This is a genomic window from Bradyrhizobium sp. 482_C4_N1_8, from assembly GCF_052075965.1.
Lineage (GTDB): Bacteria > Pseudomonadota > Alphaproteobacteria > Rhizobiales > Xanthobacteraceae > Bradyrhizobium > Bradyrhizobium barranii.
Window position 1 is genome coordinate 5,938,826 of record NZ_CP197231.1, and the last position, 19,974, is coordinate 5,958,799.

Consider the following 19,974-nt stretch of genomic DNA (forward strand, 5'->3'; position numbering starts at 1 on the left):
AGGAGCGACAGATGGGAAAGTCCGACATTCATCTGGTCAGCGGCGATGACGAGGTCGAGCATCAGTTCCGAGCCGTGATGCGACGCCTGGCAGGCGGCGTCACCATCATCACGGCCGGCCGCGACGAGGACATCGCCGGCATGACGGTGACGTCCCTGACATCGCTCAGCGCCAGTCCGCCCCGGCTACTAGTCAGCGTCAACCGGCAGGCCTCGTCCTTTGCTCGAATCGCGCGTTACAGCGTATTCGGCGTCAACATTCTGGGATCGGATCAGCAGGCCCTCGCCGGGCGCTTCAGCGACGGCAGCTTGAAGGGCCACGAGCGCTTCGACGGGATCCGATGGTCCGCGGGGACGGCCGGCGTGCCGCTGCTTGGCGACACCCTCGCAACCATCGAATGCAAGGTCGAGGAAATCATCGAACGGCACTCACATGGCATCATCATCGGCAGCCTGTTGAGCTTCGAGCTGTCCCGCGAACTGTCGGGCCTGGTGTACTGGAACGGCCAGTACATCAGGATCACCCATGACTTCGACCTCGACCTCCTCGCCGAGATCAGCATTCCGTTGGCCCATGTCAGATAACCCGCCGGAATCGCCCAGCGGCGGGCGCTGGCAGCTTGACAGGATTGTCGCCGAGCTTCGCCTCTCGCGCGAAGAAACACACAGCATAAGGCGCGACGGAGAGGCGCGACGCGCTCCCTCGCGCGAGGCGCTTCAGGCCATTCTGGATGGCCTCACCGAGGCGCTGTTTCCGAGGCATTACGGTCAGTTCGACCTCGACGGCGAGAATATCGACTATTTCGTCGGCAATCGCCTGAGCATCGCCCTCGACGGCCTTTGCGACCAGATCCACCGCGGCGCGCGATTCGTCGGTGACGAGCTGATCCCGGGCTACCGGCGCGAGGACGCGGTCGAGCTGACGCGGCAGTTCGGCGAGCGCCTGCCGGTGGTGCGTGGACTCCTGATCTCCGATCTGAGAGCCGCCTTCGTCGGCGATCCCGCAGCCAGGAATTTTCCGGAGATCCTGATCGGCTATCCGGGCATGACGGCGATCATCCATCACCGGCTGGCACATATCCTTGATGGACTCAATGCGCGCTTGATCGCCCGACTTGTCGCGGAGATCGCTCATACGAGAACCGGGATCGACATTCACCCCGGCGCCAGCATCGGATCCGGCTTCTTCATTGATCACGGGACCGGTGTGGTCATCGGGGAGACCGCAATCATCGGCGACAATGTCCGGATCTATCAGGCCGTGACGCTCGGCGCGCGCCATTTTCCAACCGACGACGATGGCCATTTGATCAAGGGCGATGCACGGCATCCGATCGTCGAGGACGACGTCGTGATTTATGCCGGCGCAACCATCCTCGGGCGGATCACGATCGGCCGGGGCGCGACGATCGGCGGCAACGTCTGGGTCACCCAGGACGTGCCGCCGAACAGCATCGTGACGCAGGCCACCGCCCGCAACAAGCAGGGCTAGACGGCCGGCGCCTGCCAGCGCATCAGGCGGCGTTCCAGCGTCTCGAGGATCGCGTTGAAGACGAGGCCGATCACGGTAATGCCCAGGATGCCAAAATACATCTGTGGGATCAGGAAGCTGTATTGGCTGTTGATGATGAGATAGCCGAGCCCGGATTTCGCGCCGACCATTTCTGACGCCACCAGGACCAGCATCGCGGATGCGCTCGCCAGACGGATGCCGACGAAGATTGTCGGCAATGATGCCGGCAGGATCACCTTCCGGAACAACTGGCTCGGTGTCGCGCCCATCGTCCGCGCTGACTTGACCAGCAGCGGATCGACCTGGCGTACGGCCGCGATCGTATTGAGCAGCAGCGGCCAGGCGCAGCTATAAACCACCATGGTGACCTTCGAGAGCTCTCCGATCCCGAGGAGCAGGATAAACACCGGCAGCAGAGCCAGCGGCGCCGTGTTACGGGCGATCTCGATGATCTGGTTCAGGAAGTCGCCCAGCCGGGCGTACCATCCCGTCAACACACCCAACGGCACGAACAGGACAATGGCGATCAGGAAGCCGCTCAGGGCTCGAAGCAGGCTTGCACCGACGTCGTCATAGAGTTCACCGCTCTGCGCGAGCTGCCAGCCAGCGGCTATCACCTCGGAGAACGGCGGCAGGAACGTCACGTCGATCAACCCGAGGCGCGGCGCCGTCTCCCAGACAGCCAGGAACACCAGCAGCAGCAGGGATCGTTGCCCGATGATGCCGAACCATCGCACCAGGTTGCCCGTCGCGGCGGCAACCGCGCCGGCGCGTGGTCTGACCCGATCCTTCGGACTCCCCTCGGCGAGTTCCAGCAGCGTCAGGATCTCCAGATTAGACATGAGCCAACTCCTTCTTTCCTGCGCGCTCGCCGTCCGGCGCGGGCACCTGGGAGCCCTGCGCCTTCAACACTTCGTCGCGCAGCAAGGACCACACCTCGTGCCTGACCTGCCCGAACTCGGGCAGCGAGCGGACGTCCTCGGTCTCGCTGTGCAGCTCGGCGGGAATATCGACAATCTGCTTGATCCGGCCGGGGCGCGAGGTCATCACGGCCACGCGCTGGCCGAGCACGACGGCCTCGTCGATGCCGTGCGTGATGAACAGGATGGTTTTCCCGGTCCTGCGCCAGATCCGCAGCAGCTCGCCTTGCAGCGTCTCACGCGTCTGTGCGTCGAGCGCGGCAAAGGGCTCGTCCATCAGCAGCACCTCCGGATCGTAGGCAAGGCTTCGCGCGATCGCGACGCGTTGCTTCATTCCGCCGGAGAGTTCGTGCGGATAGCGGTCGGCAAAGCCGGACAGTCCGACCAGATCGAGATAATGCAGAGCCCGCTCGCGCCGCTCCCCGGCTTTGAGACCCGCGATGTCGAGCCCGAACTCGACGTTCTGAGCGGCTGTGCGCCAGGGAAACAGCGCATATTGCTGGAACACGATGCCGCGGTCGCGCGCCGGGCCCTCGATGACCTTGCCATCGAGCAGGATGCGTCCGCTGCTCGGCGCCGTCAGTCCGCCGAGCAGATCCAGCAAGGTCGACTTGCCGCAGCCGCTCGGCCCGACCAGCGCCAGGAATTCGCCGGCACGAACATCCAGCGTGATATCATCGAGCGCGGTGAAGCTCTGCGCCGGCCCGCCATCCTTGCCGCGGACCAGGAACTCCTTGCGGGCGTGCTCGAAGCGGATCTTGGCCATGGTCATTTGGCCTCCGCGGTCTTGCCGGGGCGGAAATGGTTGAACTCGTTGGTATAGATGTCCGATGGCTTGAGCTGGTCCTGCTTCAACAGACCGTCCTTGACCAGCCAATCGATCCACACCTGGAGCTCAGCATCGCCGATCACCCCTCCCCTGGTCGCGACACCCGTGCTCTTCCAGTATTTGATGGGTGTTGCGTCCTCGTTGCGCTTGCGCTCGGCGATGATGCGTTCGAAGCGGGCGCGGACCTCCTCGGGCGGCGTCGTCTGCGCCCAGGCGATGGCACGGGACACGCCCTCGATCAGCTTGCGGGAGGAGTTGGGGTTGTCCTTGATGAACTTGTCTCGCAAGACATAGGAGCCGCCAGTGAAGTTTCCGAAGATGTCAGAGTCCGAGAACAGCCTGCGGATGCCGCCGCGCTCCAGCGCCTTGTCGCGCAGCACGCCGTTCAGCGTGCTGACCTCGACCTGCCCCTGCCGCAGCGCCTGCTCACCGGTGACCGGCGGGATCGCAACCAGCGTCACTTGCTTCGCCTCCGCCGGCGTCAGGCCATTGCGGGCCAGATACTCGCGCAGCACGAATTCGAGATGCGCCCCCAGCGTGTTCACCGCGACCTTCTTGCCGATCAGGTCGCGCGCGGTCTTGATCGGACTGTCCTCCTTCACGTAGTAGCCGTTGTAGGTGTTGTCGTCCGAGCCATAATAGCCGACAACAGCCTTGATCGGCGCCCTGGCTGCGATCAGCTTGATGATCGCGCCATAGAACGCGCCGCCGATATCGATGTCGCCGGTGACGACGGTCTGGATGTCCTGCGGACCGCTGATGGTGTTGCCGACCCATTTGAGCTTGAGCGGCGCGAGATAGCCGAGATCGTCGGCCAGTTCGATGAACGTCACCTGCCCGGCCCAGCCCTGGTAACGAATCTCGGTCTTTTCGAGCTGCGCCTCGGCCATGGCACTGCTGGCGAGAGCCGCCAGGCCGAGGCCGGCCAGACCGAGTTGCCGCCCTCTTGCCCGCAGGCCGGCAACCAGACGACGCAACGCAGAGATAGCGATCTTCATTGTGTTCACTCCATTGCTCGCTTCAGGCGGCCTTCGCCTGCGGCTTCGCCGCCTTGACGCGGGTCACGCTGCTGCGGCCGTCGATGCTGACCGGCACCTCGCCATCGATGGTGGCACGCCGGACCACGCGGTGCTGGTCGCCGTAATCGTTGACCGCGTAGTGCTGGGTCGCGCGATTGTCCCAGATCACCACGTCACCTTGCCGCCAGCTCCAGCGCACGGTGTTCTCGGGTGCGGTGATGTGCGACTGGAACAGGTCGAACAGTTTCTGGCTGTCGTATTTCGAAAGGCCGACAAAGCGCTGGACGAAATTGCCGAGCACCAGCGTCCGTTCCCCGGTTTCGGGATGGACGCGAACGACGGGATGCTCGGTCTCGTAGACGGTCGCCGTGAAGACCTCCTCGAATTGCTTCCGGTCAGCCTCGCTCGCACGGGTCTTGACTGCATAGTCGTAGGCATTGCTGTGCACCGCCCACAGCTCGTCCGCGAGCTTGCGCAGCGGAGCCGGCAGATCCAGATAGGACGCCGCCGTGTTCGACCAGATCGTGTCGCCGCCGAACTCGGGGATCACGACGCCTCGCAAGACTGAGATCTTCGGATAAGCGTCGACGAATGTGACGTCGGTGTGCCACTGGTCGGCGCGCCCGCCTCCGCGCGCGGAGTCAAGTTCGAGGATCGAGGCCGTTCCCTTGGTGGCGCCGACCGTGGGATGTGGCACCAGCTTGCCGAGCCGATGGGCAAAACGCTCCTGCTCGGCATCGTCGAGATGATTCTGGTCACGGAAGAAGATGACTTTGTGCTCGAGCAGCACCTGGTTGATCGCCGCAATCGTCCGATCCGGAAGATCGCCCGAAAGCTTGATGTTCCTGATTTCGGCGCCGATACGGGCCGATCGCTTGACGATATCCGAACGCGGAATGACGTTGTCGATGTTGATTCCGTCTGTCATGTAATCTTCCCCGAGACCGCGATCCATTTTGACAAGGCTCCGCCGTTCGCCGATCGCTGCTGCGATGGCGGAGTGAAAGGCAGTGATGTTGCGATCGATCCTCTTGCGAGACCGCCGTCTGCTCTGACGACAATCGCGTCTGGCGGGATCTTCCCCAGGGGCTGCATCGATGCAGCCCCTTGTTCAGTCACAGGATGCTAACTCAAGGACTTCGGAAATAGCTTCCAAAGTTCGAGGCCGTTAAGAAACAGGCGCATCCACGATCATGGCGTGTCCAGTTGCTACTTGCACTCTGCTCTATTCTGCCGCGACGATATTCGGCGACCGCCAGACGGCCGACGCGTAAAGGGCCGGCTCGAAGTCGTCGGCGATCGGCCCGTTGATCCGCGCCTCGTGCGCCGGAAGGTCGTCAAGGAACAGATCCCTGCTGATCCGCGCCACGACGCCCGGAATATCGCGCTTGAAGCTCGGCACGTCCCCAATCGGCAGGCCGAAGCTGACGAATGCCGCGGGGTTGAACACGTGGATGTTCCGCAAGTAGGGCGCGCGGCCGGGCTCCTTCTCCAGGAATTCATGGCCCGCACCGAGATAAGGGTGTGCGCCCAGGGCCTCGTCCTGCTCGTCCGCGGTCGGAGAATAGCGGTCGCGCCATAGCAAGATCTCGTCGGAGAAGGCGGCGAGCTCAGGCCGCTTCGCCAGATCGACCTGGTAGCCCGTACCGGCGATGACGAAATCGAATGCGATGTCGCCCTGCGGCGTGGTCGCGAGCAGCCGCCGTCCGAACGGCTTGGCTGACGTCCACGGCGCTGCCAGATGAAGGTGGAAGTTGGGGAACTTGACCGCACGCGCGATTGCATCGGGCGGCGGCGTCGATCCCGCGCGACGGAAGCGAATGGCCTGATGCCAGCGCACCGCGTCCGGGAGCGCCCCGTAATTGTCGTATGCGCCCGGATATCCACGCGTCCTGATCACCGGCTCCGAGGCCACCCTGCCGCGGCGTGCAAAGAGATGCACCTCCCTCGCCCCTGCTTCGAGCGCAACTGCCGCGGCATCGAACGCGGAGGCCGCACTGCCCAGCACCGCGACCGACTTGTCGCGGAGCCTGTCGAAATCGATCGGCTCCAACGTATGCGCGTAAAGCTCCTTTGACAGATTGCGGGAGAGCACGTCGGGGACGGACGGACCGCCGTTGCTTGGGAAACCGCCGGCCAGGATAATCTTGCGGGCGGTCTCGATCCTTGCCTCACCGGCGACGTCGAGATGAAGCCGCAAATGATCCTCCGCCGGCTCGATGCGGAGAAGCTTCGCCCGGTAGCGCACCTCAATACCAAGAGTCTTGCGGTACCAATCGAGGTAGGCGGCCCAATCCACGCGAGCAATGCGATCGATCGCTTCATACGCGGCCGCGCCGTGGCGGGCCTCATACCAGGACTGGAAGCTCAGTCCGGGTAGGCCGAGCTCGGGTCCGGGCAAGCTCTTCGGCGTGCGCAGCTTGTGCATGCGCGCGCTGCTCAGCCATGGACCGGACGACGCCGCGTCATGTGATGCATCGATCACCGTGACCTTGCCGATGCCGGCACGACGCAATGCAAAGGCGAAAGCGCTTCCGGATTGCCCGCCCCCGATGATGGCGACGTTGTGGTCGCTCCCGTGACGATCCGGAACCCAGTTCTGCGGATCTGGACCAATCAGACGCAGGGTTTCTCGAGCCGCGTCATCGACATTAGACTGAAACATGTTGCACCCGGATTTGTCTGCGTCAGATGCGACCAAATCGTAGAAGCCAACGACACTCAGTCAATGAAATGGAATCGGCTTTGTTTGGCGGCCCGAACAACGAACCCACCGCGAGGGCACAGCGTGTTGAAAGATTTGCGTCGACAGCGCGGAGCAAGCCAGGAAGGGCGACGGGACATTCGCTCGCACGTCGGCTTTCAGTTGAAACGATCGGTTCGTGACATCATCTACTTAATTCGTTCCCGCCGCTAGATTCATGCTCGCGTCGCACCGAACAACGCAAATCCATTTCATCGACTTTTCTTACCCCGGCAACATAGAGTTCGTCCCGATCAAGCCGTCTCGACGGCTGTTGGAGATTTTGGACAGCGCGATGTCGACCCACGGCGTCATCAGCCTCGAACGGGACACGCCCGAGCTTGCACGGACCTACGAGCAGGCCGGCATCCTCCAGTTTCACCATGGCAAATTTCTCATCGGACCGCTGGCTTTGAAGTCCGGGGATCGCGTGCTCGATATCGGTGCCGGCACCGGCCGCCTGACCGAATTCGTCGCGGGACTTGTCGGCCCGACCGGGCGCGTGATCGGCATCGACCCGTTGGAGAACCGGGTCGCCATCGCGCGTCTGCGCGCCTCGGGGACGCTGACCTTCGATGTCGGCCGTGCCGAGGACCTTTCGCGCTTTGGACCCGCGGAATTCGACGCCGTCTACCTCAACAGCGTCTTCCACTGGATCGCGGACAAGCGGCAGACGCTGCGTGAGATCGAACGCGTCCTCAGGCCGGGCGGCCGGATCGGGCTGAACGTTCAGGATCCGACCAAACCTCACGAGTCGCGAACCCTGCTCCGCCAGGCGATCGAACAGGCCGGCTTCGGCGAGAGAAGCAGCGAGTCGCATCGCGTGCTCGGAGCAACCGACGACGAGCTCAGAGCCCTGTTCGCCGAGGTCGGGTTCGTCGATTACCGAAGCGACCTGCGCTCGCTCGTCGATCTGCACGGCGACGTGACGTCGGTGCTGGGATGGTCCGAGGCCAGCGCCTTCGGCAACTTCCTTGGCGGCTTTTCGCCGGCGGAGCGGGCAGCGATCGACGCGGCCTTTGCAGCGCTAGTCGAGGCGAGGCGTACCCCGGAGGGCCTTCGCCTGGAGCGATATCTGCGTTTCGCCTTCGCGCGAAAGCCGGGGTCACACACCGTCACTTCCGTCTCGTAGCCGCTCCGCCTCTTCTCGCATCTGGACATTCGAACCATGGGCAATCAACGGCAGCTTGTTCTCAACCTCTTCATCTATCCCGGCGGCCACCACGAAGCCGCGTGGCGCTACAAGGGATCTGAACCAGATCGCATTCTCGACATCACCCACTATCAAGAGCTCGCGCAGCGCGCCGAAGCCAGCAAGTTCGACGCCATCTTCTTTGCCGACGGACCGGCGCTGGCGGACAATGTCCGTTACGCCCAGCGCTTTCGCTTCGAGCCGATCACCTGGCTGGCTGCGATTGCCGCAGTGACGAAGCGCATCGGCCTCATCGCAACCGCGTCGACCACTTATACCGAGCCTTACAACCTTGCGCGCCTGTTCGCCTCGCTCGACCATCTGAGCCAGGGTCGCGCCGGCTGGAATATCGTGACGACCAGTGCGCCACAAGCAGCGCAGAACTTTGGCCTGCCCGAACACCCCCCGCATCACGAACGCTACGAGCGCGCCCGCGAATATCTCGACGTGATCTCGCGGCTCTGGGACAGCTGGGAGGATGACGCGCTCGTCAACGACCCCATCTCGGGCATTTTTGCCGATACCAACAAGATCCACACGCTCGACCATGTCGGCAAACACTTTCGCGTGCGCGGCCCGCTCAACATTTCGCGCGTGCCGCAAGGCCGGCCGGTCTATGTCCAGGCCGGCGCCTCCGACGACGGCCGTGCCTTCGCCGCCCACTTTGCGGAGGCGATCTTTACCGCGCATCAAACCGTGGACTCGGCGAAGGCGTTCTATACCGACATCAAGCGCCAGGCCCGCGCCTTCGACCGCGGTCCGGACGAGATCAAGATCCTGCCGGGCATTAGCCCTTTCATCGGCAGCACGCAGGCCGAGGCGGACCGGCTCCAGGACGAATTCAACGCGCTGATCCAACCGGAATATTCCCTGACCCAGCTGCGCCAAATGATCGGCGTCGATCTCACCGGATATGATCTCGACGGCCCCGTCCCGCGCCATCTCATCGACACCGCGAGCGCGCGCGGCGTTGCCAGCCGCTTCAAGCTGGTGGTCGACATCGTCGACCGCGAGAAGCCGACCATCCGCCAGCTGGTGCAGCGCCTCGCCGGCGCGCGCGGCCATTGGGTGATTGCGGGCACGCCGGAAAAGATCGCCGACAACATCCAGACCTGGTTCGAGGGCGGTGCGGCGGACGGATTCAACGTGATGCCACCCTGGCTGCCCGGCGGCTTCGACGTCTTCGCCGAGCAGGTCGTCCCGATCCTGCGCAAGCGCGGCCTGTTCCGCGAGGACTACACCGGTACGACGCTCCGCGAGCATTACGGCCTGGCGCGTCCCGCCAGCATCTACTCCAACGCGGTCAAGGCGATCGCCTGACACCGCTTCCGCACTGACATCCCAACTCGAGACCAGTAAGAAGACATGAAGACAGCGTTGTTTCTCCTCTCCGGCCTTTTGGCTCTTTCCCCTTTCGCCGCCGAAGACGCCTTGGCACAGCAGCCCGCGAAGCCGGAGCTCCGGGTCGGCTTCGTGCCGGGGCCGTATATCGACGAGTTCAAGGTCGGCGTCGAGCCAGAGCTGAAGAAGAAAGGCTACAAGATCCGCTATGTCGAGTTCTCGACCGGCCTTGAAGCCAACAATGCGGTATTCAAATCCGAGATCGACGCCAATGTGATGCAACACACGATCTTTCTCGATTCCTACAACGAGCGACAGAAGACCGATCTCGTCGGCATCGTCCACGTCCCCACCCCGCCGATGGGCCTCTATTCGAAGAAGCATCCGCTGGGCACGTCGATCAAGCCGGGCTCGAGTGTCGCCGTGCCGAACGATCCGGTCAATCTCCAGCGCGCCCTGTGGGTGTTGCGCGATCTCGGCCTGATCGAGATCCGCGACAGCAAACCGGTCGACGTCACCGAGCTCGACGTCATCAAAAATCCCGGCGGCATCAAGATCGTGCCGCTCGAGGCCGCACAGGCGCCACGGGCGCTCGACGACGTCGATTTCGCCGCCGTGCAGGGCAATTTCGCGATCTTCAGCGGGCTGAAGCTGACCAACGCCTTCGCGCTGGAGAAGATGACGACACCCTACATCAACGTGCTCGCGGTGAAGAGGGCCAACGCCAGTGCCGAATGGGCCCAGGACATCATCGCCGGTTACAAGTCGCCGACGTTCAAGACGGCACTCCAGGCCGACCGGTTCTATGACGGCTTCACTTTGCCTGACTACATGAAGTGAGCGAAGCGCATGTTCGATTTCACGCTTGAATGGGCCAGCCGCCGCTCCGCCGCCGAGCGCGCGATCGACGCGCGAGCGATGACCGATAAGCTTCGTTTCCAGGAGGCTTTCGTCCTCCCGCTGGTCTTGCTGATCATCTTCCTGTTCGCACTGGGCATCATGACAGGAGCTCATTTGAACGGACGAGCAAACCACGCTTTGCCGTATCTCGTGTCGGGGGGCATGGGTATGCCCATGCTCTATCCCGCATCGGAGTCCTGTCGCAGGCCATCGAACCTCGGTTCCCTGCCGCGGCTCCGGCAGGCTGAAGTGCTTGCGCTACTGACGGCCGACTAGCGGCAAGACTATGCCTTCCATGCTTTCGACGCGGCGATGGACATCAAAATCATCCATCTCAGCCGAGCATCGTGGAATTTTCCAGCCGCGCTCGCGACGACGCCAGCATGATTCAACCAAACTGATTCCGACGAGTGTGTAGCAATGTTCAATTCCACCCCTGCCGTGATAGCTTTTCCGGGTTCTCGTCCTACACCGTCGTCCGGAGTGAACATGAGCTACGTCATCTCGCTGCATTCAGGCTTCGCTCGTTTGATCGAACAGGCACGTGGATGGTTCCGGCGCTCGCTGCGGCCACGGACAGGCGGCTCGGACAACACGCAGGACGATCTCTACGAGATCTTCCTGTTCGGGCCCCACGGCTGACGCCCGGCAACGCGTCCAACTTTTCATCACACTGAGGTTTATGACATGACCGACGCTGCGTTGCAGCTCGCCGAGACTGGCCGCCGCCTCGACGCCATCGACCGCAAGATCCTGACGGTGCTTCAGGAGGATGCTTCGCTCTCGGTGGCCGAAATCGGCGACCGGGTCGGCCTGTCGTCCACGCCCTGCTGGAAGCGCATTCAGAGGTTGGAAGCGGACAGCGTGATCCTGAGACGGGTTGCACTAGTCGACCAGAACAAGATCGGGCTTGGTCTTTCGGTATTCGTCTCCGTCGAAAGCTCCGACCACTCGGATGCCTGGCTGAAACGCTTCGCCGAGGCCGTCAGCGCCATGCCCGAAGTGATGGAATTCTACCGGATGGCCGGCGACGTCGACTACATGCTGCGCGTCGTGATCCCCGACATGCAGAGCTACGACGTGTTCTACAAGAAGCTCATCCACGCCGTGCCGCTGAAGAACGTCACCTCACGCTTTGCGATGGAGAAGATCAAGTCGATCACGGCGCTGCCGATTCCAGCGGCTGTGACGGTGGAATAAATGCTGACGAACCGCGAGCCTATGTCACGCGACGAGTTTACCGATAGCGCACCAAAGCATCCCGACTGACGCTCCCCCCTTAGACTAGAGTTTTTTGGTGAGCCTACCAACGGACAGTTGCCATCGCCTGTCGCCACGCCACATATCCCGCTGCTCTCAGACATCGCGCGGCTTGCTCGAAGAGCGCTTAGTCCACTTTTCAATGTCTGCTCACAGTGGCCTTGATGGGATTTTTCTTGATCTCCCGGTGCACACCAGCCCCCGGCTTTCTGCAGAATGTCTTTTCAATTTGGTGATGCGCCACGCGACATAATGCGCCTGAGAGGACCGTTTCGACGCCGAACTCGGGTTGACGCGCGAATGAAGCGGCAATCGTTGCGCTGTTCGGTCACGGGCAAGCCTAGATCGGGCGCACACCCCGCATCATTCTTGAAATCGATTATTACTATATCTATCATCGTTCAAATGAATTTGGCTTCCGTCGACCTCAACCTCCTGGTCGCCTTCGAGGCGCTGATGGAGGAACGCCATGTGACCCGCGCCGGCCAGCGCATCGGCCTGGCGCAACCGTCCATGAGCAGCACGCTGACGCGGCTGCGTGCGCTGTTTGGCGATGAGCTCTTCGTGCGCTCGGCCTCCGGCATGCAGCCGACGGCCAAGGCGCTGGCGCTGGCGCGGCCGATCAGCGACGCTCTGGGGCAGATCCGGGGCGTGCTCGAACCCACATCAGCCTTCAATCCGGCAACAGCCCGCCATCGCCTGTCTATTGCGGCGACCGACTATGGCGACCTCGTCGTGGTGCCGCGACTGGTCGAGGCGTTGCGACGGGAGGCGCCTGGTATCGATCTCGTGGTGCGCCCCATCATTGATCCGGCCGCGAGTGTCGCGGGCCTGGAACACGGCGATGTAGACGCGCTGATAGGTGGCCATCTTCCCGCTTCCCCGCGCATCATCCGATCCACGCTTTTCGCGGAGAGATTCGTCTGCATTCGCGACGCCAAACGCGCCAAACTGAAAGCCCGTCTCACCAAGGACGATTACACGCGGCTTCCGCATGTGCTGTTCTCCTCCGCCGGCGGCGACGGGCTTCCCGGCGCAATCGACACGATGCTGAGCCGGCACGGACGCAAGCGCCGGACCGCGATCACGCTCGCCCATGTCGTCGCGGTGCCGTTTGCCGTCGCCGGCACCGATCTCGTGGCAACCATGGCCGAGCGCGTCGCGCGCCGCTTCGCGACAGCCGCCGGCGTGTCTGTCGTTCCGATTCCCTACGATGTGGAGCCATTCACCATCGACCTTCTCCACACGCGCCGCGCCATGGCCGATCCGGCGTTGCGCTGGTTCATCGAACTGGTCAATCGCGTCTGCGGGACGCTGTAGCGATCGGCGGGCCGGCAGCCGGCTGCTATTTCCGCTCAATCAGCTGCGCGATCTCCCAGACATGGCCTGAGGGGTCGGAAAAGGACGCAGTTCGTCGCCCCCACGGACGGTCGATCGGGCCATTGAGCAGATCGACGCCAATCTCCCGCATGGCTGAGCAGACCTGATCGACGTCGACGACCCTGATCGTCAGGAGTGCGCGCGCCCCTGCGGAGGACTGCGCGACACGCAACGGCTCGACAAGCGGCGGTGCCTGAGACGCGTCGAGAAGATTGACCAAGAGCCCACCAAATCGAAGCACGGATGAGACCGCATCTTCCCAGACCGTCTCGGACGCGAAAACCTTGGCATAAAACGCTTTCGACGACGCAATGTCATCGACGAACAATGTGATGACTTCAACTTCGCTTGGCAGACCATTGACCATGTCGCCCTGCTCCTCACCGTTGCTGCGGCTGCCTGCACAAGCGTGACAAGCCGCCTGCCGCTATATCTCACGATGTTAGAGCATGGCGCAATTCGGCGAGCCGGGTCATCGGCTCGGCTCGGAAGCCTCGATCCCTAATTGAATAGATCCGGTTCCGCCTCGGTGATCCAGTCCCACAACGGCTGGAAGCTGAAATAGCCGCCCTTGTGCGTTCCGACCTGCCGCGAGGTCCGGCTGGCGATCTCGTGCGGGATCGGCTTTGGCGTTCCGGCGGCTTCCGCAAGCAGCTGGGCGCGCGCAGCATTGTCCATGGCGATGTACCACCAGGCGGCAGCCTCGATGGTCGGTCCGACCGTGAGCAGGCCGTGGTTCTGCAAGATGGCCGCCTTCTTCGATCCCAGCGCCTGCGCGATCTTGCGGCCCTCTTCCGCCTCCAGCACGACGCCGGAGAACGGATCGAACAGCACGTGATCCTCGTAGAAGGCGCAGGAATCCTGCGTCAGCGGATCGAGCAGGCGGCCGAGCGCCGACCAGGCCTTGCCATACGTCGAATGGGTATGGGCGGCCGCGATCACTTCCGGATGCGCCGCATGGATCGCCGAATGAATGACAAAGCCGGCCTGGTTGATCGGCTTGTCGCCGATCAGGATGTTGCCGTCATGGTCGACGAGTTGAAGGTCGGAGACCTTGATCTGACTGAAATGCTTGGACAGCGGATTGATCCAGAACCGCTCGGGGAACTCCGGATCGCGCACGGTGACATGGCCAGCGAGCCCCTGATCGAAGCCGTAGCGCGAGAACAGGCGGAATGTTGCGGCAAGCCGCTGTTTGCGGTGCAGCCGCTCTTCCTCGAACGTCGCGGCCGGCGTGCGCTCGACCAGGGAGTACTTCTTGGGCTTCTCGACGACCTTGTTCATTATTGCCTTTCCTTTTTTAGTATTCGAGATTCTTGTCGAAGACGTCGGCCAGCGCCACGCCATGGGCGTAGGCGTCGAGGTTGACCAGCGTCTTGTCGGCCAGCCGCTTGGCATCCTCGCCACCCGTCCATGACACATGTGGGGTCAGGACGACCTTGGGATGGCGATAGATCGGGTCGCCCTCCGGCGGCGGCTCGGGATCGGTGACGTCGAGCGTCGCGCCGGCAATCCGCCCCTCGTCGAGCGCCTGCAACAGCGCACCCTGATCGACGATCCGCCCTCGCGCGACATTGATTAGGTGCAGCGACGTCTTGGCCCGCGCCAGCACATCGGCGTTGATCAGACGCGCGGTCTTGGTCGTCGCCGGCAGAGCAAGGACGAGATGATCGGAGACCGCGACCAGTTCCTCGATGCTATCAACCGGCTGGATGCCTGGAAGGACATATGGCCACGCCGAGCGCCTGAGAACCCTGATGTTGACACCGAACGGCTTGGCCCGTTCGGCGACTGCGCGGCCGATCGCGCCGAAGCCGGCAATCCCGATCGTCTTGCCGGTGAGCGAGCCCAGCGGGCTGATCTTCCACTGCTCGCGATTGCGCGGCCGGATGTCATGGATACGCTTCTCGAAGCCGAGAATCGCCGCAAGGACATATTCCGCGATCGGATCAGCCGAGATGCCGCGGCCGACCGTGACCACCGGACCGTCGAGCAGCCATGCCGGAAAGAAATCGACTCCCGTCGATGCGGTCTGGATCCAGTGCAGGCCGAACGGCCGGCCGGCCGGCTTCTCCGCAGGCGCCTTGTGCCAGCCCACTAGCGGCCGCGTCAGCAGCACGTCCGCTTCGGGAGCAACCTCCCAGGGCGCGCGATCGGCGGGATGATCGATGATCAGCGGGCGCGACCAGTGATCGACCAGCGCCGCACGAATGTCCGGGCCAAGCTGATTGACGATAATCGGCGATCGCACGCTGGTGGAGGCGCGCTGGCTTTCAATTCGGGGAGTGTTCATGTCACGCAGTCACGATGGCAACGATCCGGATATGCTAGGCGTTTGCGGCAAGATAGTCCTTTCAAAGATGACGGGTGTCTTGCAACAAGAGGACGACGCGCTTCGGCAAGACAAAAGGATTTGTCTCTGGAGCCCTGGCGCCTCTACGGGGGCTCGCGCCCGACGCGGCAAAGGCTCGAACCCGAGCCCCGCTGATTAAGAGCCAGTTGGTCTCATCCCAGGACGTCGCGTCATTGATCGAATAGGTCGCAGTTAGCTGCGTGAGTGCAAAGAAGCTGCGCTTTCCGCGACCAATCCGCCTGCTTCAAAAACGCCTGCTCACGTTGGCCTGCGCAAATTTTTTTCTCGATCTCCCGGTGCATACGTCATGCACACGCCGCCCTTTAACTGATTGAAGCAATCTAACCCTCGCTCCAATCCATCACGGGCCACTTTCGGCTAATAGCAGCGAAGACGATCGAGCCCGGTCTAACGTGAACCGCTCGATGCCGCAGTCGGTCGTCGCGGCGCTTCCTGTTCAGGAGTCGAATCCAACGGAGTGACCTCGTGGAACTCGAATACCTCACGCAGGAGGGCGTTTCCGCGCTGGCGCAGCACAAAGCTTAATTTCGCGACAGCAGGGCATCACTGATCTTCTCGGCCGCCATGATCACGGGAATGTTGGTATTGGCCGTCGGCAGCCGCGGCATGATCGAAGCATCCGCCACGAAGATATTGTCGCTGCCGATCACCAGCCCTTCCGGGGCGACCACCGCTTTCGGGTCGGATGGATCGCCCATGCGGCATGTCCCCACGGGGTGCCAGACGCCGAACACGCTCTGTCGCACGAAGGCTTCCAGCGCGCGGTCGTCCGCCAGCGTCGCCTGGAAGGCCGTGCCGTTGAGCAGCACAAGGCGGATCAAGAGCTGCCTGAGGCCCGCGGGCACGTCGAGCATCGGGCCGAGGATGGAGGCGACGATTCGGTTGGCCGTGCCATACCGGCTCAGCCGCTTGATGCGCGGGGAATAGGAGGCCGGGAAGAAATCGGCCGCCTCGGGGTTGAGCGCGGAATGAACGATAAGCTTCGCGAGCAGCCGGACCGACGCAACCATCCGCTCGAGATCGCGATCGTCGGACAAGAGGTTGAGATCCACGACCGGATAGGTTCTGGGATCGGGCGTCGCCAAGGTGAGCGAGCCGCTCGAATACGGCCGGTTGCACCAGAGGAAGTAGAGCCCGAGCCGCGTGCCCAGCGCGTGCCAGCCGCCACGGGCCGAGGCCGTGATGTACATGTCGGAAGCATCGCAGCCCTGATGTCCCGACGAGAAGCGCATCGCCGCGAAATTGGGACGCCGCCGGGCAAGCGGCAACCGCAACCGCCGCGGCAAATATTGACAGAAGGTCAGCGCGGGATGATCGCGCAGATTGCTGCCGACGCCGGGCAGATCGATCGCCACGGGAATGCCGAGCGCTTGCAGCGCCGCACCCGGGCCGATGCCCGCCCGCATCAGGATCGCCGGCGATTGCAGCGCGCCTGCGGTCAGGATCACGCGGCCGGCGGCGACGGCGAGCTTCTGCCCGCCCCGCGCGACCACGACGCCCGTCGCGCGGCGGCCATCGAGCTGGAGTTGTTCGACCTCGCTGTCCGCCCAAATGATCAGGTTCGGCCGCGCGCGCGTTGCTGCGTCGAGATATCCGGTTGCGGTCGAGACGCGCCGGTCATTGCGATTGGAGAAGGCCGGCGGAAAGATGCCGTCCTCGAACTCGCCATTCTGGTCCTTTCGGAACGGCAGGCCGGTCGCCGACAACGCTTCGCCGACGGCGTGGCCAAACGGCGGCATCGCCTCGCGCGCGATGCGGCGGATCGGGATCGGGCCGTGCTTGCCATGCAGCGGGCCGTCGAAATCCAGATCAGTCTCGAGCTTGAGGAAGTACGGCAACACATCCGCCCAGCCCCAGCCCCGGGCACCGAGATCGCGCCACTCGTCATAGTCGCGCGGCAGGCCGCGATTGGCCGATTGCACGTTGATGCTGGAGCCACCGCCCATCACCCGGCCCTGCTCGTAGGCGCGGACGACCGGCTTGCCCTCGGCATTGCGGCCGGCGGCCGCTGACAGGCCCGGCCAGATGTATTTGTCGCCGAAGAACAGCGTCATCGGATAGCTGTCGAGTATTTCCGGCGGCGTCGCCTCGGGCGGCGTGTCCATCCCGGCTTCGATCAGAAGCACGCGACGGCTTCCGTCTGCGGAAAGCCGATTGGCGAGCACGCAGCCCGCCGACCCGCCGCCGACGATCACGTCGTCGAAATGCAGCCCATCCATTCCCGTCTCATCGCGCAATTCGATGGATCGGCGCGGCCACGAATGCGGCCGCGCCGATTTGGCTCAGCGGAAGTTACCCTTGGTCTCGGGGATCACGACCGCCCCGATCAGGTAGATCACGAACACGCCGACCGCGAAATAAGCCAGCGACATCGGGATCTCCGCAGGGCTGCCGCTCACCAGCGAGACGAAGGTCGGCATCATGCCGCCCAGCGCGAAGCCGATGTTCCAGGACAGGCCCGTTCCGCTCGCGCGCAACGCGGTCGGAAAACGCTCGTTGAGGAAGATCAGCACCGGCGCATAGCCGGCATTGCCGATGAAAGCGATGGCGAGCGCATAGAGCGTGATTTGCGTCGTGTCCTTGGTCGCCGCGAGATTGAGATAGCACAGCGGCAGCAGCACCGCGGCCAAGACACCGATGATGAGGAACGTCTTCTTGCGGCCGATACGATCGCTCAGCGCGCCGACCAGCACCGCGGAGAAGAACGCCGACACGCTCGCACCCATCAGGATCAACGACGAGGTCTGGTTCGGGACCGCATTGATGACTTTCAGGAAGCTCGGCAGGTAGCCCGAGGTCAGGTAGTAGCCGGCGCCGCCACCGAAGGTGATGAGAAGGTTGACCAGCAGCACGCCGCGATATTCGCCGGAGAACACGTCCCTGACCGGCGCCTTCGAGACCTTCGCCTGCTTCTTACCCTGCTGGCGCTTGAGCTCCTTGAAGTAAGGCGACTCCTCGAGGTTGCGGAAGATGAACCAGCCGAGCAGCGAGCTCAGCAACCCCGAGAAGAACATGAAGCGCCAGCCCCATACCGCGAAGGCATCGCCGGGGAAGATCGAGGACGTGATCAGGAAGATGAAGGACGCGAGCAGCGCACCGATGCCGGCGCCACCGCCGCCGACCAGACCCGACATCGCGCCGCGCCATTGCGCCGGCACCGACTCGGTGCCGATGGTGTGGGTGGAGGCCACGACGCCGCCGACGAAGATGCCCTGCACCAGACGCAGGATCAGGAAGAGGATCGGCGCGATCACGCCGACCTGGGCGATGGTCGGCAGCAGGCCGAACGCCGCCGTGCTGATGCCGACGCCGATGATGGCGATCAGCATGGCCTGCTTGCGGCCGTGCACGTCGGCATAATGCCCGAACACCGCCGAGCCCAGCGGCCGCATCAGGAGCGTCACGGCGAAAGAGCCGTAGACCGCAGCCAGCGACAGCGCTGGGTTGCTCGACGGAAAGAACAGCGCGCCGACGACCGGCGCCACGTAGAGCAAAATGAACAAATCGAACAGATCCAGCGCCCATCCGAGCACCGATGCGATGATCGCATTGACCATCTGCTTGTTATCCGCCGACGCCTGTGCGCCCGCGGCCGGCATATCCATCTCAGCCATGCTGTTTTACCTCCCCCGTTTTGATAGAGCCGCGGTTCGCGTCATTGCGACCCGCGGCAGTTTTGTCGCGCATCAGCGCCCGGTGAACTTCGGCGGACGCTTGGCGTTAAAGGCTTCGACGCCTTCCTTGAAGTCTTCCGACTGCCGCAGGCGGCTGTAGCAATGGCCTTCGAGCTCGATGGCGATCGCGAGCGTCGAATCCTCGGTGTCGTTGAGCAGCTTCTTGGCGGTGCGCTGTGCCAGCGGCGAGAAAGTGCGGAGCTCGTCGACCAGCTTGTCGGTCGCCTTCTCCAGCTCGGCATCCGGCACACACTCCGTGGAGATGCCCCAGTCGAACGCCTGCTTGGCCGAGATACGCTTGGAGCGCATCACGATGTCCTTGGTGCGGGTGATGCCGACCATCTTCTGCAAGCGAGCCGAGCCGCCCGAGCCCGGGATCTGGCCGAGCTTCTGCTCCGGCAGCGCGTACTGCGTGGTCTCCGAGGCAATGCGGAAGTCGCAGGCGAGTGACAGCTCGAAGCCGACGCCGAAGCAATAACCGCGGTTGGCAACGATCACGGGCTTGGCGCAGCGCGCCGGCGCGGCGATGTTCCAGGCGAGCTTGGAGACGTGCTCGGGGCTCGCCTCCATGAAGCCGCCGATATTGCCGCCGCTGGAGAAATGCTCGCCCTCGCCGCGCACCACGATCACGCGGACGCGCGGATCCTCGTCCAGCGTCTCGAAGGTCAGGCGCAGCTGGTCACGCTGCGGCATCGCCACGACGTTGTAGGGCGGCCGGCCCAGGATGATATCGGCCCGCTCATGCGCCTCATCGATCTCGACCTTGAACCCGTCGAGTTTTGCGAGTCGAGGATCGGTAAAATTGTAGGCTGACGGCATGTTGGTTTCCT

General features: G+C 63.4%; 20 protein-coding genes. 9 read left to right on the forward strand and 11 right to left on the reverse strand.

Translation table 11 applies throughout. The features are described from left to right. Positions 1-11: 11 nt before the first annotated feature. Together AB7Z56_RS28650 and epsC are read left to right on the forward strand one after the other, a co-directional pair. On the forward strand, positions 12-584 hold the full coding sequence (locus AB7Z56_RS28650; protein WP_441256648.1) for a flavin reductase family protein: 573 nt from the start codon (positions 12-14) through the stop codon (positions 582-584). Next, positions 574-1,491, forward strand: coding sequence for a serine O-acetyltransferase EpsC (gene epsC / locus AB7Z56_RS28655; RefSeq protein WP_166352076.1), 918 nt, complete (start codon positions 574-576; stop codon positions 1,489-1,491). The genes AB7Z56_RS28650 and epsC overlap by 11 nt, the downstream gene beginning before the upstream one ends. Here epsC and AB7Z56_RS28660 read toward each other — a convergent pair. The 5 genes from AB7Z56_RS28660 to AB7Z56_RS28680 all read right to left on the reverse strand — a co-directional run bounded on the left by AB7Z56_RS28660 (position 1,488) and on the right by AB7Z56_RS28680 (position 6,945). After that, positions 1,488-2,354 carry an ABC transporter permease gene (locus AB7Z56_RS28660; RefSeq protein ID WP_441256649.1) on the reverse strand — a complete coding sequence of 289 codons (867 nt, stop codon included), beginning with the start codon at positions 2,352-2,354 and terminating at the stop codon, positions 1,488-1,490. The genes epsC and AB7Z56_RS28660 overlap by 4 nt on opposite strands. Further along, on the reverse strand, positions 2,347-3,204 hold the full coding sequence (locus AB7Z56_RS28665) for an ABC transporter ATP-binding protein (RefSeq protein ID WP_441256650.1): 858 nt from the start codon (positions 3,202-3,204) through the stop codon (positions 2,347-2,349). The genes AB7Z56_RS28660 and AB7Z56_RS28665 overlap by 8 nt, the downstream gene beginning before the upstream one ends. Further along, positions 3,201-4,259 (reverse strand): ABC transporter substrate-binding protein, encoded by a 1,059-nt coding sequence (locus AB7Z56_RS28670; protein WP_441256651.1) that lies wholly within the window; start codon positions 4,257-4,259, stop codon positions 3,201-3,203. The genes AB7Z56_RS28665 and AB7Z56_RS28670 overlap by 4 nt, the downstream gene beginning before the upstream one ends. 22 nt (positions 4,260-4,281) lie before the next feature. Continuing rightward, a complete protein-coding gene (locus AB7Z56_RS28675; protein ID WP_441256652.1) occupies positions 4,282-5,208 on the reverse strand; it encodes a TauD/TfdA dioxygenase family protein in 927 nt (308 codons plus the stop codon). Between the two features lie 297 nt (positions 5,209-5,505). Next, entirely contained in the window at positions 5,506-6,945 is a 1,440-nt protein-coding gene (locus tag AB7Z56_RS28680) for an FAD-dependent oxidoreductase (protein WP_441256653.1), read from the reverse strand. Between the two features lie 373 nt (positions 6,946-7,318). Between AB7Z56_RS28680 and AB7Z56_RS28685 the strand changes: the two genes are divergently transcribed. The 7 genes from AB7Z56_RS28685 to AB7Z56_RS28715 all read left to right on the forward strand — a co-directional run bounded on the left by AB7Z56_RS28685 (position 7,319) and on the right by AB7Z56_RS28715 (position 13,036). After that, positions 7,319-8,155, forward strand: a complete 837-nt coding sequence (locus AB7Z56_RS28685; protein WP_441256654.1) for a class I SAM-dependent methyltransferase — start codon at positions 7,319-7,321, stop codon at positions 8,153-8,155. 36 nt (positions 8,156-8,191) lie between these two features. Then, on the forward strand, positions 8,192-9,535 hold the full coding sequence (locus tag AB7Z56_RS28690) for an LLM class flavin-dependent oxidoreductase (protein ID WP_441256655.1): 1,344 nt from the start codon (positions 8,192-8,194) through the stop codon (positions 9,533-9,535). Positions 9,536-9,580: 45 nt separating this feature from the next. Beyond that, complete coding sequence (locus tag AB7Z56_RS28695) at positions 9,581-10,396, forward strand: MetQ/NlpA family ABC transporter substrate-binding protein (protein ID WP_441256656.1); 816 nt, start codon at positions 9,581-9,583, stop codon at positions 10,394-10,396. 9 nt (positions 10,397-10,405) lie between these two features. Then, the gene (locus tag AB7Z56_RS28700) at positions 10,406-10,732 is read left to right on the forward strand and encodes a hypothetical protein (protein WP_441256657.1); all 327 of its coding nucleotides are present in this window, start codon (positions 10,406-10,408) and stop codon (positions 10,730-10,732) included. 213 nt (positions 10,733-10,945) lie between these two features. After that, positions 10,946-11,098, forward strand: coding sequence for a hypothetical protein (locus AB7Z56_RS28705; protein ID WP_155795282.1), 153 nt, complete (start codon positions 10,946-10,948; stop codon positions 11,096-11,098). A 45-nt stretch (positions 11,099-11,143) separates the two neighbouring features. Continuing rightward, entirely contained in the window at positions 11,144-11,656 is a 513-nt protein-coding gene (locus AB7Z56_RS28710; protein ID WP_247315002.1) for an Lrp/AsnC family transcriptional regulator, read from the forward strand. Between the two features lie 465 nt (positions 11,657-12,121). Next, positions 12,122-13,036: a LysR family transcriptional regulator gene (locus AB7Z56_RS28715; RefSeq protein WP_354177006.1), complete on the forward strand. Its 915-nt coding sequence runs from the start codon at positions 12,122-12,124 to the stop codon at positions 13,034-13,036. A 25-nt stretch (positions 13,037-13,061) separates the two neighbouring features. On the opposite strand, the gene AB7Z56_RS28720 is transcribed toward AB7Z56_RS28715, so the two are convergent. The 6 genes from AB7Z56_RS28720 to AB7Z56_RS28745 form a co-directional block, all read right to left on the reverse strand. Then, a complete protein-coding gene (locus AB7Z56_RS28720; RefSeq protein ID WP_354177008.1) occupies positions 13,062-13,463 on the reverse strand; it encodes a VOC family protein in 402 nt (133 codons plus the stop codon). 134 nt (positions 13,464-13,597) lie between these two features. Beyond that, the gene (locus AB7Z56_RS28725) at positions 13,598-14,380 is read right to left on the reverse strand and encodes a class II aldolase/adducin family protein (protein WP_354177009.1); all 783 of its coding nucleotides are present in this window, start codon (positions 14,378-14,380) and stop codon (positions 13,598-13,600) included. Between the two features lie 16 nt (positions 14,381-14,396). Then, positions 14,397-15,389 carry an NAD(P)-dependent oxidoreductase gene (locus AB7Z56_RS28730; protein ID WP_441256658.1) on the reverse strand — a complete coding sequence of 331 codons (993 nt, stop codon included), beginning with the start codon at positions 15,387-15,389 and terminating at the stop codon, positions 14,397-14,399. A 602-nt stretch (positions 15,390-15,991) separates the two neighbouring features. Beyond that, positions 15,992-17,689, reverse strand: a complete 1,698-nt coding sequence (locus tag AB7Z56_RS28735; protein ID WP_063984192.1) for a GMC family oxidoreductase — start codon at positions 17,687-17,689, stop codon at positions 15,992-15,994. 63 nt (positions 17,690-17,752) lie between these two features. Further along, on the reverse strand, positions 17,753-19,084 hold the full coding sequence (locus tag AB7Z56_RS28740) for an MFS transporter (protein WP_063984193.1): 1,332 nt from the start codon (positions 19,082-19,084) through the stop codon (positions 17,753-17,755). Between the two features lie 72 nt (positions 19,085-19,156). Further along, positions 19,157-19,963: an enoyl-CoA hydratase/isomerase family protein gene (locus AB7Z56_RS28745; protein WP_063984194.1), complete on the reverse strand. Its 807-nt coding sequence runs from the start codon at positions 19,961-19,963 to the stop codon at positions 19,157-19,159. Positions 19,964-19,974: the final 11 nt, after the last annotated feature.